Origin of the sequence: Promicromonospora vindobonensis (assembly GCF_042685865.1) — a bacterium.
In the GTDB taxonomy this organism is placed as follows: Bacteria; Actinomycetota; Actinomycetes; order Actinomycetales; family Cellulomonadaceae; genus Promicromonospora; species Promicromonospora vindobonensis.
Genome location: NZ_JBHUOG010000002.1, coordinates 2,777,567 through 2,790,743 on the forward strand (window position 1 = coordinate 2,777,567; position 13,177 = coordinate 2,790,743).

Annotated in this window: 11 protein-coding genes; 3 read left to right on the forward strand and 8 right to left on the reverse strand. The window is 73.3% G+C overall.

Annotated features, from left to right (window positions below; all coding sequences use genetic code 11):
* Window positions 1–47 precede the first annotated feature (47 nt).
* Both ACFS27_RS25690 and ACFS27_RS25695 read left to right on the forward strand, forming a co-directional pair.
* Window positions 48–1,307: a methyltransferase gene (locus ACFS27_RS25690; RefSeq protein WP_377189482.1), complete on the forward strand. Its 1,260-nt coding sequence runs from the start codon at window positions 48–50 to the stop codon at window positions 1,305–1,307.
* A 218-nt stretch (window positions 1,308–1,525) separates the two neighbouring features.
* Window positions 1,526–2,167: a hypothetical protein gene (locus ACFS27_RS25695; RefSeq protein ID WP_377189485.1), complete on the forward strand. Its 642-nt coding sequence runs from the start codon at window positions 1,526–1,528 to the stop codon at window positions 2,165–2,167.
* Window positions 2,168–2,365: 198 nt separating this feature from the next.
* Here the strand turns inward: ACFS27_RS25695 and pdxR are convergent, their stop codons facing one another.
* Complete coding sequence (gene pdxR, locus ACFS27_RS25700; protein WP_377189488.1) at window positions 2,366–3,835, reverse strand: MocR-like pyridoxine biosynthesis transcription factor PdxR; 1,470 nt, start codon at window positions 3,833–3,835, stop codon at window positions 2,366–2,368.
* Between the two features lie 68 nt (window positions 3,836–3,903).
* Between pdxR and ACFS27_RS25705 the strand changes: the two genes are divergently transcribed.
* Complete coding sequence (locus ACFS27_RS25705; protein ID WP_377189491.1) at window positions 3,904–4,857, forward strand: DMT family transporter; 954 nt, start codon at window positions 3,904–3,906, stop codon at window positions 4,855–4,857.
* A 99-nt stretch (window positions 4,858–4,956) separates the two neighbouring features.
* On the opposite strand, the gene ACFS27_RS25710 is transcribed toward ACFS27_RS25705, so the two are convergent.
* From ACFS27_RS25710 to ACFS27_RS25740, 7 genes are read right to left on the reverse strand one after another with little or no spacing between them, the layout of a single operon-like run.
* Window positions 4,957–5,703: a response regulator gene (locus ACFS27_RS25710; RefSeq protein WP_377189494.1), complete on the reverse strand. Its 747-nt coding sequence runs from the start codon at window positions 5,701–5,703 to the stop codon at window positions 4,957–4,959.
* Window positions 5,700–8,225: a DUF4118 domain-containing protein gene (locus ACFS27_RS25715; RefSeq protein WP_377189497.1), complete on the reverse strand. Its 2,526-nt coding sequence runs from the start codon at window positions 8,223–8,225 to the stop codon at window positions 5,700–5,702. Before ACFS27_RS25715 ends, ACFS27_RS25710 begins: the two co-directional genes overlap by 4 nt.
* Window positions 8,226–8,229: 4 nt before the next feature.
* Entirely contained in the window at window positions 8,230–8,850 is a 621-nt protein-coding gene (kdpC, locus tag ACFS27_RS25720; RefSeq protein WP_377189500.1) for a potassium-transporting ATPase subunit KdpC, read from the reverse strand.
* A gap of 22 nt (window positions 8,851–8,872) precedes the next feature.
* Window positions 8,873–11,104, reverse strand: coding sequence for a potassium-transporting ATPase subunit KdpB (kdpB, locus tag ACFS27_RS25725; RefSeq protein ID WP_377189502.1), 2,232 nt, complete (start codon window positions 11,102–11,104; stop codon window positions 8,873–8,875).
* On the reverse strand, window positions 11,101–12,771 hold the full coding sequence (kdpA, locus tag ACFS27_RS25730) for a potassium-transporting ATPase subunit KdpA (RefSeq protein ID WP_449302016.1): 1,671 nt from the start codon (window positions 12,769–12,771) through the stop codon (window positions 11,101–11,103). Before kdpA ends, kdpB begins: the two co-directional genes overlap by 4 nt.
* Complete coding sequence (kdpF, locus tag ACFS27_RS25735; RefSeq protein WP_253868547.1) at window positions 12,771–12,863, reverse strand: K(+)-transporting ATPase subunit F; 93 nt, start codon at window positions 12,861–12,863, stop codon at window positions 12,771–12,773. Before kdpF ends, kdpA begins: the two co-directional genes overlap by 1 nt.
* Complete coding sequence (locus ACFS27_RS25740; RefSeq protein ID WP_377189508.1) at window positions 12,860–13,006, reverse strand: hypothetical protein; 147 nt, start codon at window positions 13,004–13,006, stop codon at window positions 12,860–12,862. The genes kdpF and ACFS27_RS25740 overlap by 4 nt, the downstream gene beginning before the upstream one ends.
* Window positions 13,007–13,177: the final 171 nt, after the last annotated feature.

Here is a 13,177-nt window from a genome sequence, read left to right on the forward strand (position 1 = left end):
GCGGGGCCGTGAGACGATATGACTACGCATGACGGGAAGGATCCGCCGTGACCACGGGCATGGTCCGGCACCTTCGATTCTTTCAGGAGTACGTCATGTCCGTGGTCCGCTGGTCCGAGAACGGGGCGCCCCGCTCCGCCCGCTGGCGCTCCGAGAACAGCACCCCCGCACCGGCCCGCGTGGTCGTCGTCGACGACGCCACCACGGCCAAGGCCGCCTACCGCATGGCACACGGCGGCACCGGTCTGCTGTGGCGGGGCGACTTCCACAACGCCCGGCAGCTGCTGCGCGCCATGGACCGCCTGCACGAGCGGTCCCGCTCCGCCCGGACCAGGGGGCGCACGTCGGGCAGCACACGTCGCGACACCGTGGGGAGCGGCACGGCCGCGCTGTTCCACCGCCACCGCGCCGAGCGAGCCGAGCGGGCCCGGCTCCTCGGGAGCCTGCTGGTCCTGCTGGAGCCGGACCACACCCTGGCGCTGCGCCGCGCGCCCGACGTCCGCGAGGCTGCCGACCACGCCTACGGCACAGCCGGCAACGGGATCGACGACGGAGCGGACGCCCAGCCCGACGGCGACACCGGTGGGACGTGCGTCGCGCTCACGGAGCTCGTCGGGGTGCTGAGCGCCTACCAGTGGCACCGGCAGGGCGTCGAGATCGGCGCGCTGGGCGAGCGCATCCACCCCGCGTACGGCGTCTTCTCCCCGGTGCGCGGCGAGTACGTCGACCTGGTCGCGGACGCGCCGTTCCCTGGCGGGGACGCCCCCGTGGTGGCCTTCGACCTCGGTACCGGGACCGGCGTGCTCGCGGCGGTCCTGGCGCGCCGCGGCGCAGGGCTGGTCGTCGCCACCGACATCAATCCCCGGGCCGTGGCCTGCGCCCGTGCGAACCTCCACCGGCTCGGGCTCGCCGAGCGGGCGCGGGTCGTCGAGGCCGACCTGTGGCCGGACGGCGGGGCCGACCTGATCGTCTGCAACCCGCCGTGGCTGCCCGCGCGCCCGACCTCGGCTCTGGAGCTCGGGATCTACGACGCCGGCTCGGACCTGCTCCACCGGTTCCTCGACGGCCTCGCCGAGCACCTCACACCGGCGGGCGAGGGCTGGCTCGTCCTCTCGGACCTGGCCGAGCACCTCGGGCTGCGGACGCGCGACGAGCTCCTCACCCGCATCTCCGACGCCGGGCTGCGGGTCGCCGGCCGGCACGACACGAACCCGCAGCACCCCAGAGCCAGCGACGCCGCCGACGCGCTGCACGAAGCACGGCGGCGCGAGGTCACGTCCCTGTGGCGCCTGGAACGGTACTCCTGACCTGGACGATCGTCCTGTATCACCACTGTGATGTCTGGGTTACGGGTATTCCTGGCGCTCTGCCGCAGAGTTCGATCCTGGAATGTCTTATTTCATTCCTTGAATTCTTCCATGCGTTCCGATTGACAGGGTGAAAGTGGCGTCGGACTCTTCTTCCTGGTGAACACACGCGTGTGCTCCACCGCTGTTTTCAACGGAGCTATTCGAGGGGAAACACCATGATCCGAGGATTCCGTGTAATCAGTCGTGCTGTCGTTACCGCGGCCGTCTCGACGGCCATGGTCTGCGCAGCCACCACAGGTGCGAGCGCACTGGTGATGGCCGAGGGCGACGCGCCGGCGGCCGTCACGGCGGCCGACCCCGTGCCGGACGTCGCAGCCGAGACCCAGACCGAGACCGAGACTGCTCCGGAGGTCGCCACCGAGGTCGAGGCGGAGACCGACGTCGCAGCGGAGGCAGGGCCCGACGTCGCGACCGAGGCAGAGGCAGAGGCCGAAGCAGACGTCGCGACCGAGACCGAGACCGACGTGGCCGCCGAGGCCGACGCCGCGGCAGAGGCGGACGTCGCTACCGAAGCCGATCTCGCGGCCGAGGCCGAGGCCGTCACCGACGTCCCGGCGGACAACCCCGTGCCGGACGTCCCCGTGGAAGGCCTGCCCGACGTCCCCGTGGACAACCCGGTGCCGGACGTCCCCGTGCCCGACGTCCCGGTCCCGGACCTTCCGGTGCCCCTCCCCCTCCCGACCGACGGCCTGCTGGACACCGTGCTCGGTGCGGTCGACGGTCTTCTCGCCGCCGTTCTCGGCCTTCTCGGCGGCGGGGTCCCCGTGCCGCTCCCGGTCCCCCTCCCCGGGACGTGACGAACAGCCCCCTCAACCCGCCGGACGCCGCCAGCACGTCCGGTATCTGACGCCTTTTCCGCCAGCCGTTCGCGAACGGTGGGCTGGTGAAAAAGGGCTACGGCGAGGCCCTTTCCCGGATTTCCAGGAAAGGGCCTCACTGCTGCGTGAATGGCGGTCAAGTATTTCGTCAGAACTCGGCAGAGCGAGCTGTTCACGTCAAACTCCCTGCGCAATCCGCCCCACCGCCTCGCGCAGCCGGTCGGGGGTGTTCGCCGCGTAGCCGATCACCAGGCCCGGCGGTCCTGCGCCCAGTCGGTGCGCCGAGAGGGGCTGCACGCGCACCCCTGCCTCGCCCGCTCGGCGGACCACCGCGACGTCGTCCATGCCGGGCACGGTCACCAGCAGGTGCAGGCCGGCGGCCACCCCGTGGGCGGTGCTGTCGGGCAGGTGGGCAGCGAGCGCCGCGAGCAGGGCATCGCGGCGGGCGCGATGCCGCCGTCGGACCTGGCGGAGGTGCCGTTCGAACCCGCCGGTCGTGATGAAGTGCGCCAGGGCGAGCTGCGGCAGCGCCGGGCTGGCCAGGTCGGTCCAGTAGCGGGCCTCCACCAGCTCGGCCTGCAGCGCAGCCGGCGCGAGCAGCCAGCCGATGCGGATCGCCGGGGCGAGCGACTTGGACACGCTGCCGAGATGGACCACCTGGTCGGGCGCGAGCGCGCGCAGCGCCGGGACGGGTGGCCGGTCGTAGCGGTGCTCGGCGTCGTAGTCGTCCTCGATGACCAGACGTCCGGCCAGGCGGCCAGGCCCCGACGGCGGTGCGGCGCGCGCCCAGGCGATCAGCTCACGGCGGCGCTCCGGGGCGAGCACGACACCCGTGGGGAACTGGTGCGCCGGGGTGACCACCACGGCGTCGACCCCGGTCCGGCGGAGCGCGCCCACGTCCAGCCCGGCACCGTCCACGGGGACGGGCACGGGCTCCAGGCCCCACCGCCGGAGGTGCTCGCGCGCGCCGAAGGAACCCGGGTCCTCGAACCCGATCCGGCGGAGGCCCTGTGCGCCGAGCGCGCGAGCAAGCAGCATGAGGCCCTGGGAGACGCCGTTGACCACGAGGATGCCGTCCGGGTGCGCGCGGATCCCCCGGGTGCGCGCGAGCCAGCCGGCCAGCGCCTCGCGGAGCGCGGGCAGGCCGCGCGGGTCGCCGTAGCCGAGCTCGCTCGACGACAGACCGGTCAGCGCCGACCGTTCCGCGCGGGCCCAGGCTGCGCGGGGGAACGCGGACAGGTCCGGCAGGCCGGGCGACAGGTCGATCAGGTCGGCTCGCGAGTCCCGTGCCGACGCGGCGGTCGGGTCGGGCAGAACGCCCGCCAGGCCCGACGTCGCGGCTGGCCGCGCGCCGTCGTCGGGGCGCGGCTGCCGGGCGGGCGACGGGACCCACGCCGCGCGGACCGTCGTGCCTCCTCCGTGCCGGCCTGCCAGCAGTCCCTCGTCGGTGAGTCGCCGGTAGGCGTCGACCACCACGCCGCGCGAACAGCCGAGCTGATCGGCGAGGACGCGGGTCGCGGGCAGCCGGTCGCCCGGGGCGAGCCGGCCGTCGGACACCGCGGCCCGCACCGCCTCGGCCAGCCACGCGGTCAGGTTCCCGCGGCCGGCCCGCGCCGGATCGAGCTGGAGAAAGTCGGCCCCGGACATCTTGGTCCCCTTGATCGTCGTGATCTTGGCTCTGTCAGATATACCAAACTCGGAGCAGGCTCGCGGACATGACAACCAGTACACAGCCGGCGACCCCGATCGAGCGCACCGGCCGACCGGCGAGACCATGGTCCGGGCCGCTGTACGCAGGTATCGGGATGGCGCTGGTCGGCAGCCAGGTGGCGGTGTCGGGTGTGCTTGCCGACGCCCCGCTCTTCGCGGTGCAGGCGATCCGGTACACGCTGGCCGCCCTGGTGCTGCTCCTGGTCCTGCGGTGCACCGGGCGCTCGGTCCCGGTACCCCGCGGCAGGGAGTGGGCCTGGCTGGCGGGCGTCGCGCTGACCGGGCTGGTGCTGTTCAACGTGGGAGTGGTGCGCGGCGTCGCGCACGCAGAGCCCGCGGTGATCGGCGTCGCCGTCGCGGCGGTGCCCATCCTGCTGGCGCTGGTGGGTCCGCTGCTCGGGCATACCCGGCCGACGCCGGTCGTGGTGGTAGCTGCGGTCGTCGTGACCCTCGGCGCCGTCCTGGTGACCGGCGGTGGGCGCACCGATGCCGCCGGTCTGGGCTACGCGCTGCTGACACTGCTCTGCGAGGCCGGGTTCACGTTGCTGGCAGTGCCCGTGCTGCGCCGGCTCGGGCCGCACGGTGTGTCGCTCCATGCCGTCTGGATCGCGGCCGTGGCGCTCTGGGTGCTCAGCCTGGCGACGGAGGGGGCCGGCGCCGTCCTGACCCTGCGGCCGGAGCACCTGCCTGCCACGCTGCACCTCGCGCTGGGCGTCACGGTCGTGGCGTTCCTGCTCTGGTACACGGCGGTCGGCCGGATCGGGCCAGGGCGGGCAGGGCTCTTCACCGGCGTGGTGCCGGTAGCGTCGGCGGTGGGCGGCGTGCTGCTCGGGGGCCCGGTGCCCGGACCGGTCGTGTGGTCGGGCGTCGCCGTCGTGGTGGTCGGCGTCGTGCTGGGGATGCGGACGGTGAGCGGCTCGGAGTCCGAACCGCCGCAACGCCCCGGACCCAACACGTAGGAATCGGATCGTGTTGCGGAGAGTAGAAGGTGTCTACCCCCCGGTGACACATCCCGATTTCCAGGTGTCGCCCGCGCCCGGTCCGGCCAGATGCCTTGGTCACTGCGAACCTTCGGGAGCCGGCTCCGCCTCGAACCGGTAGCCCGCTCCCGGGTGGGTGAGGATGTGGCGCGGGTGGGACGGGTCCCGCTCCAGCTTGCGCCGCAGCTGCGCCGTGTAGACGCGCAGGTAGTTGGTCTCGGTCGAGTACGCGGGGCCCCAGACCTCGTGCAGCAAGAGCTTGCGGTCCACGAGCCGGCCGCGGTTGCGCACCAGCACCTCCAGCAGCGCCCACTCGGTGGGGCTGAGCCGCACCTCGGCACCGGCCCGGGACACCTGGCGGCGCGCCAGGTCGATCCGCAGCTCGCCCGCCGTGACCACCGGTTCCTCCGACTGGGCCGGCTCCGCCCGGCGGACCGCTGCCCGTAGCCGAGCGAGCAGCTCGTTCATCGCGAACGGCTTGGTCACGTAGTCGTCGGCGCCGGCGTCCAGGGCGTCGACCTTGTCGTCACCGAGCTGGCGCGCGGACAGCACCACGATCGGCACCCGCGTCCAGCCGCGGATCCCCTCGATGACGTCGAGGCCCGGCATGTCGGGCAGGCCGAGGTCGAGCAGCACCACGTCCGGCCGGGCCGACGCGACCGCGTCCAGGGCCGCCGCGCCCGTCGGTGCTGCGGTCACGTCCCAGCCGTGCGCCCGCAGGTTGATGGTCAGCGCGCGGGCCAGCGCCGCGTCGTCGTCCACCACGAGCACCCGGTTGCCCGACGCCGACGCCCGCTCGCCCCCGCCCCCCGGCTCACCGATCACTGGACCATCCCATCACGCTCGGCGTCCCGGGCGCGGGGCACCGTGAGCACCATCGTCAGGCCCCCGCCCGGGGTGTCCTCCGCGGCGATCCGGGCGCCGACGGCGGCCGCGAGGCCCGACGCGACGGCCAGCCCGAGGCCGAGCCCGTCGACACTCGTGTCGTCGAGGCGCTGGAACGGCTCGAACATGGTGGCCTTGCGGTCGTCGGGCACCCCCGGACCGGCGTCGGCGACCCGCACCTGCACCGATTCGCGGACCGCAGAAGCGGTGACCAGGACCTTCGCCCCGGGCGGGGAGTGCCGCACCGCGTTGGAGACCACGTTCGCCACCACCCGCTCGAACAGGCCCGGGTCGGTGTGCACGAGCGGGAGGTCCTCCGGCACGTCGAGCGCCAGCGCGGACAGCCACGGCTCGACGGCGATCGGCACCACCTCCTCCAGCGACGCGGCGCGCAGGGCCGGGCGGACGGCCCCGGTCTGGAGGCGCGACAGGTCGAGGAGGTTGCCGATGAGCCGCTCGAGGCGGTGGGTCGAGTCGGCGATCGTCGCCGTCAGGGTGTCGCGGTCCTCCCGGTCGAGCTCGACGTCGGGCGAGGCGAGCCCGTCCACGGCCGTGCGGATCACGGCCAGCGGGGTGCGCAGGTCGTGGGAGACCGCGGCGAGCAGCGCCGTGCGCGTGCGCTCGGTCTGCTCCAGCACCTCCGCCTGCGCCGCCTGCTCGCGCAGACGCCGGTGCTCCAGGACGATCCCCGCCTGCGCCCCGAACGCCTCGACCACCTGCCGGTCCGTCGCCGGGAGCACCCGGCCGGACAGGAGCAGGCGGTGCCGGTCGTCGATCGCCACCTCGGTCACGGGCCCGTCCGGGAACGGCTCGGCGCCCCGCGACTCGTGCGCGACGACCACCCACGGCGCGCGGTCGTCGGCACGCTCCTCCAGCCGCACGTCGGCCATCGCGAAGGTCTGCGCCAACCGCTGCACGATCGCCTGGGCCGTGTCCTGCCCGGACAGCACCGAGCGCGACAACGCGGCCAGCGTGGACGCCTCTGCACGGGCCCGGTAGGCCTGGGTGGTGCGCCGCGCCGCGAGGTCGACCACGGACGCCACGGCGATGGCGACCACCACGAACACCGCGAGCGCGAGCACGTTCTCCGCCTCTGCGATCGTCCACCGGGTCACCGGGGGCGTGAAGAACCAGTTGAGACAGAGGTTCGACACGATCGCGGCCACGACGGCCGGCCACAGGCCGCCGATCAGGGCCACCCCGACCACGCCGGCCAGCAGCAGCATGGCCTCGGTCGCGAGGGCCACGTCGTCCCGGCCGATCAGCAGCAGGATCGCGGTCAGGAGCGCGGGCACCGCGAGCGCCGACCCCCACCCCGCAGCCCTGCGGCCCGGCGACAGCGACGAGTACCGGGATCCCACCCCCACCCCGACACGGGCCCGCTCGTGCGTCACCAGGTGCACGTCGATGGCGCCGGACAGGCGCGCGATCTCCGCGCCGGAGGAACCGAGCAGCGCCTGTCGCCACACGCTGTGCCTCGACACGCCCACCACGATCATCGTCGCGTTGACCCCGCGCGCGAAGTCCACGACGGCCGACGGCACGTCCTCCCCCACGACCGTGTGGAACGTGCCGCCGAGCGACTCCGCCAGGGCCCGGTGCGCCCCGATGGTGGCCGACGGCGTCGACGGCAGCCCGTCCGTCGGCAGCACGTGCACGGCCAGCAGCTCCGTGCCTGCCGCGCGCTGCGCGATGCGCGCACCCCGGCGCAGCAGCGTCTCCGTCTCGGGGCCCCCGGTGACGGCGACGACGATGCGCTCGCGGGCGGGCCACGTGCCGTCGATCGCGTGGTCGGCGCGGTACCTGGTCAGGGCGTCGTCGACGCGGTCGGCGAGCCAGAGCAGGGCGAGCTCGCGCAGCGCCGTCAGGTTACCGACGCGGAAGTACGACGACATGGACGCGTCGATCTGCTCGGCCCGGTACACGTTGCCGTGGGCGAGCCGGCGCCGGAGCTGCTGGGGCGAGAGGTCGACGAGCTGGATCTGGTCGGCGTCGCGCACCACCTGGTCGGGCACCGTCTCGCGCTGCCGGACGCCGGTGATCGCCTCGACGTCGTCGGTCAGGGACGCGAGGTGCTGCACGTTGACCGTGGTGACCACGTCGATGCCCGCGTCGAGCAGGTCGTGCACGTCCTGCCAGCGCTTGGTGTGCCGGGACCCGGGGGCGTTGGTGTGCGCGAGCTCGTCCACGAGCGCCACCTTGGGGGCGCGGTCCAGCACCGCCGCCACGTCGAGCTCGGTGAGCGTGGTCCCGCGGTGCTCGACGAGCCGCCGCGGAACCATCTCCAGGTCCCTGATCCGGTCGACCGTCGCGGCCCGGCCGTGCGTCTCCACGAGGCCGATCACGACGTCGGTGCCCCGTGCGCGACGACGGCACGCCTCGTCGAGCATGGCGTAGGTCTTGCCCACGCCAGGGGCCGCCCCGAGGTAGACGGTGAGGCGGCCCCGGCGTCCGGTGGTCATGGCCTCAGTGTGCGACATCGAGAGCGAGGTTGAGCTCCAGGACGTTGACCCGTGGCTCGCCGAGCACGCCCAGGTCGCGTCCGGCGGTGTGCTGCGCCACCAGGTGGGCCACGTCGGCGTCGGGCAGGCCGCGCGCCTGGGCGACCCGCGCCACCTGGACCGCCGCGTACTCGGGGCTGACGTGCGGGTCGGCGCCCGAGGCCGACGCCGTGACGGCGTCGGCGGGGACGTCGGCCGGGTCCACGCCGTTGGCCGCTGCGACAGCGGCCTTGCGCTCCTCGATGGAGGCGACCAGGTCGGGGTTGAGCGGGCCGAGGTTGGACCCGCCGGACGCGAGGGTGTCGTACTGGCCTGCGGACGGCCGGGGGTGGAAGTACTGCTCGCCCGTGAAGCCCTGGGCGAGCAGCGCCGAGCCGGCGGCGTCGTCCCGCGAGGTGGTGCGTGCGCCGCCGGACGTCAGGAGCGAGCCGTCGGCCTGCCAGCCGAAGGCCACCTGCCCGACGGCGGTCATCGCGAGCGGATAGGCCAGCCCGGTCACGAGGGTGAAGGCGAGCAGCATGCGCAGCCCGGCCAGCGAGTGACGGGTCAGCGTGGCGAGATCGCTCGCCGCTGTGGTCGTTGCCATGTCAGTTCCTTTCTTCTCCGGGCTACAGGCCCGGGAGCAGCGAGACGACGAGGTCGATGAGCTTGATCCCGACGAACGGGGCGACCAGGCCGCCGAGGCCGTAGATCAGCAGGTTGCGCCGCAGCAGGGCCGACGCCGACGCCGGCCGGTACCGCACGCCGCGCAGAGCCAGCGGGATCAGCACGAGGATGATCAGCGCGTTGAAGATGACGGCCGACAGGATCGCCGAGCCGGGGCTCGCCAGCCGCATGATGTTGAGCACCTCGAGCTGCGGGAACACGGTCATGAACATGGCGGGCAGGATCGCGAAGTACTTCGCGACGTCGTTGGCGACGGAGAACGTCGTCAGGGCGCCGCGCGTGATGAGCAGCTGCTTGCCGATCTCCACGATCTCGATGAGCTTGGTGGGGTCGGAGTCCAGGTCCACCATGTTGCCCGCCTCCTTGGCGGCGGACGTCCCGGTGTTCATCGCGACGCCGACGTCGGACTGGGCGAGCGCGGGAGCGTCGTTGGTGCCGTCCCCCGCCATCGCGACGAGCTTGCCGCCCTCCTGCTCGCGGCGGATCAGGGCGAGCTTGTCCTCGGGGGTCGCCTCGGCCAGGACGTCGTCGATGCCCGCCTCTGCGGCGATCGCCCGCGCGGTCACCGCGTTGTCGCCCGTGACCATGACGGACCGGATGCCCATGGCGCGCAGTTCGTCGAACCGCTCGCGCATGCCCTCCTTGACGACGTCCTTGAGCCGGACGACGCCGAGCACCCGCGCAGGGGCCTCCCCCACCTGCTCGGCGACGACGAGCGGCGTGCCGCCCGCCCGGGACACGGCGTCGACGTGGGCCGCCAGCTCCTCCGCCTGGGCGGGGGCGGGCCGCGCGCCGGTGCTGTGCACCCAGAGCTGCACGGCGCTGCCTGCGCCCTTCCTGATCCGCACCTCCGAGACGTCGGCTGCGTCCGACGCCGGGGCGGGGAGGTCGACCCCCGACATCCGGGTCTGGGCCGAAAAGGCCACCAGCTCGGCTCCGGCAGGTAGCCCCGCCCCACCCTGGGTACGGGTGGGGTCAGCGGGCTCCGACCCCACAGACCGCCCGCGCTCAACCGAGGAGGGGTAGTGGGAGTCGACCAGGTCGACGATGCTGCGCCCCTCCGGGGTCTCGTCCGCCAGCGACGCCAGGCGCGCCGCTGCGGCCAGCTCGTCCGGGGTCACGCCGCCCACCGGCAGCACCTCCGTGGCCCGGCGGTTGCCGTAGGTGATGGTGCCGGTCTTGTCGAGCAGCAGCACATCGACGTCGCCGGCCGCCTCGACCGCGCGGCCCGACATCGCCAGCACGTTGCGCTGCACCAGCCGGTCCATCCCCGCGATGCCGATGGCGCTCAGCAGTGCGCCGATCGTCGTCGGGATCAGGCAGACCAGCAGCGCCACCAGGACCAGCAGCGACTGCCGCGAGCCCGAGTACACCGCGAACGGCTGCAGCGTCGCGACCGCCAGGAGGAACACGATGGTGAGCGACGTGAGCAGGATGTTCAGCGCCACCTCGTTCGGCGTCTTCTGCCGCTCGCTGCCCTCCACCAGCGCGATCATCCGGTCCACGAACGTGGAGCCTGCCGGCGCCGTGATCCGCACGACGATCCGGTCGGACAGCACGACGGTGCCGCCCGTGACCGCCGACCGGTCACCACCGGACTCCCTGATGACAGGGGCCGACTCGCCCGTCACCGCCGACTCGTCCACCGACGCGACGCCCTCGATGACGTCGCCGTCGCCCGGCAGGATCTCGCCCGCGGCGACGACCACGACGTCGCCCACCTGGAGCGCCGAGGACGGCACCTCGACCGTCGGCAGGAGGTCCAGGCGGGAGCCCGACGCCAGCGCGTCCTGCGGCGCGGTGACCTTGCGCGCCGTCGTCTGCTTCTGGGTGGCCCGCAGGGAGGAGGCCTGCGCCTTGCCGCGCGACTCCGCCACCGACTCGGCCAGCGTCGCGAAGAACACGGTCGCCCACAGCCACCCGGCCGTCCAGCCGGCGAACACGCCCGGCTCGAGGATCGCGAGCACCGTCGTGACGAACGCACCCACCTCCACCACGAACATCACCGGCGACGTGTACAGCACGCGCGGGTCGAGCTTCCGCAGCGCACCAGGGAGCGCCGCCCGCAGCTGCGCCCAGGTCAGGGCACGCGGGACCGAACGCTGCGGACGGTGCCGGGTCTCGGCGGGTACTTCCGGGGGAGCCTCAGGGACGCTCCGGGTGTCGATGGTCATGACAGGGACTCCACAACGGGACCGAGGGACAGGACGGGAATGAAGGTGAGCCCGACGACGACGAGCGCCACCGCGGCGAGCAGGCCGGCGAACAGCGGGCGGTGCGTCGGCAGGGTGCCCGACGTCGCAGGGACCGCCGTCTGGCTCGCGAGCCGGCCGGCCAGGGCAAGCACCAGAGCTATCGGGACGAAGCGCCCGGCCAGCATCGCCAGGCCCTGCGCCACCTCGTAGAAGGGCGTGCCCGTGGCCAGGCCGGCGAACGCCGACCCGTTGTTGTTCGCCGCCGACGCGAACGCGTACAACACCTCGGACAGACCGTGCGGGCCCGGGTCCTGGATACCCGCGAGCCCCGGCTCGACGACGACGGCCACCGCCGTGCCGACCAGCACCAGCGCGGGCACCGCCAGCACGTAGAGCGCGACGATCGTCATCTCCGGACGGCCGATCTTCTTGCCCAGGTACTCCGGGGTACGGCCCACCATCAGACCGGCGACGAACACCGCGACCACCGCCAGCAGGAGCATCCCGTACAGGCCTGCCCCCACCCCGCCCGGCGCCACCTCGCCCAGCAGCATGTTGAACAGCAGCATGCCGCCGCCCGGCGCCGTGAACGAGTCGTGCATCGAGTTCACCGACCCCGTCGACGTCGCCGTCGTCGACACCCCGAACAGGGCGCTCGCGGCGAGCCCGAACCGGGACTCCTTGCCCTCCATCGCGGCACCCGCCGCCTGGGGCGCTGCGCCGGGGCCTGCCAGCTCGGCCCAGGTGGTCAGCGCCAGCGACGCCGCCCACAGACCGGCCATGACGCCGAGGATCGCCCAGCCCTGGCGGCGGTCGCCGACCATGATGCCGAACGCCCGCGGCAGGGTGAACGGGATGAGCAGCAGCAGGAAGATCTCGACGAGGTTCGTGAACGGCGTCGGGTTCTCGTAGGGGTGCGCCGAGTTGGCGTTGAAGAATCCGCCGCCGTTGGTGCCGAGGTTCTTGATGGCCTCCTGCGAGGCGACCGGGCCGCCCAGCACGTGCTGGGTGGCGCCCTCCACGGTGCTGATCGCCGTGTGCGGGTCCAGGTTCTGGATGGCGCCGCCCGCCATCAGGACGATCCCCGCGACGACGGAGAGCGGCAGGAGGACGCGGACCACGCCGCGGGTCAGGTCGGACCAGAAGTTGCCGACGCGGGCGTCGGTGCCGGAGCGGGCGAAGCCGCGCACCAGGGCGATCGCGACCGCCATGCCGACGGCCGCAGAGACGAAGTTCTGCACGGCGAGGCCGGACATCTGCAGCAGGTGCCCCGCAGCGGCCTCGCCGGAGTACCACTGCCAGTTCGTGTTGGTGGTGAAGCTGACGGCGGTGTTCCAGGCCCCGCCCGGGTCGAGCCCGGTGAAGCCCAGGTTCCACGGCAGGTACGCCTGGAGCCGGCCGAGCCCGTACAGAAGGAGCACGGAGGCGAGCGAGAAGCCCAGCAGGGACATCAGGTAGGTGGTCCAGCGCTGCTCGGCGTCCGGATCCACACGCACCGCGCGGTACCAGAGGCGCTCGGCCCGCAGGTGGTTCGGGCTGGTGTAGGTGCGCGCAAGGTAGGCGCCGAGCGGCAGGTGGACGGCGGCGAGGGCGGCGACCAGCACGAGGATCTGGGCCACAGCTGCGAGTACCGGGGTCACGGTGATCACCGCGTCCGGTCGGCGCGCAGCAGCGCCACGAAGAGGTATCCGAGCCCAGCCAGCGTGAGCACCAGGCCCACGACGTCGAACGGGTTCACCTCCGCCTCCCCAGGGGGTCGGCGGACGAGCCGTGCGTTTCGGGCTCGTGCGTGGCGGGCTCGTGCGTGGCGGCGCGACGCGCCACCAGGGCCACCGCGGCGAAGAACACCACGGTCAGGAGGATGTAGGCCAGATCGGTCATGACACCGGTCTATGCCCGACGGCGCCCGACGAACCGTTCCCTTGACGGAACGTTGACGCCGCGTGCCGGGACTCTGACAGGCCTCTGACGCCCGGCCCTGGTGCGACTCGGGTTCGGCTGCGCTGCTGGCCCGTTTTCCGCTGTCGGCGACAACCCGTACTTGAACGAGCG

Excerpts from the sequence above, each read along its gene's own strand:
- ACFS27_RS25695 (WP_377189485.1), top strand. The coding sequence starts at position 1,526 with ATGATCCGAGGATTCCGTGTAATCAGTCGTGCTGTCGTTACCGCGGCC.
- pdxR (WP_377189488.1), bottom strand. The coding sequence starts at position 3,835 with ATGTCCGGGGCCGACTTTCTCCAGCTCGATCCGGCGCGGGCCGGCCGC.
- ACFS27_RS25705 (WP_377189491.1), top strand. The coding sequence starts at position 3,904 with ATGACAACCAGTACACAGCCGGCGACCCCGATCGAGCGCACCGGCCGA.
- ACFS27_RS25715 (WP_377189497.1), bottom strand. The coding sequence starts at position 8,225 with ATGACCACCGGACGCCGGGGCCGCCTCACCGTCTACCTCGGGGCGGCC.
- kdpC (WP_377189500.1), bottom strand. The coding sequence starts at position 8,850 with ATGGCAACGACCACAGCGGCGAGCGATCTCGCCACGCTGACCCGTCAC.
- kdpB (WP_377189502.1), bottom strand. The coding sequence starts at position 11,104 with ATGACCATCGACACCCGGAGCGTCCCTGAGGCTCCCCCGGAAGTACCC.
- ACFS27_RS25740 (WP_377189508.1), bottom strand. The coding sequence starts at position 13,006 with ATGACCGATCTGGCCTACATCCTCCTGACCGTGGTGTTCTTCGCCGCG.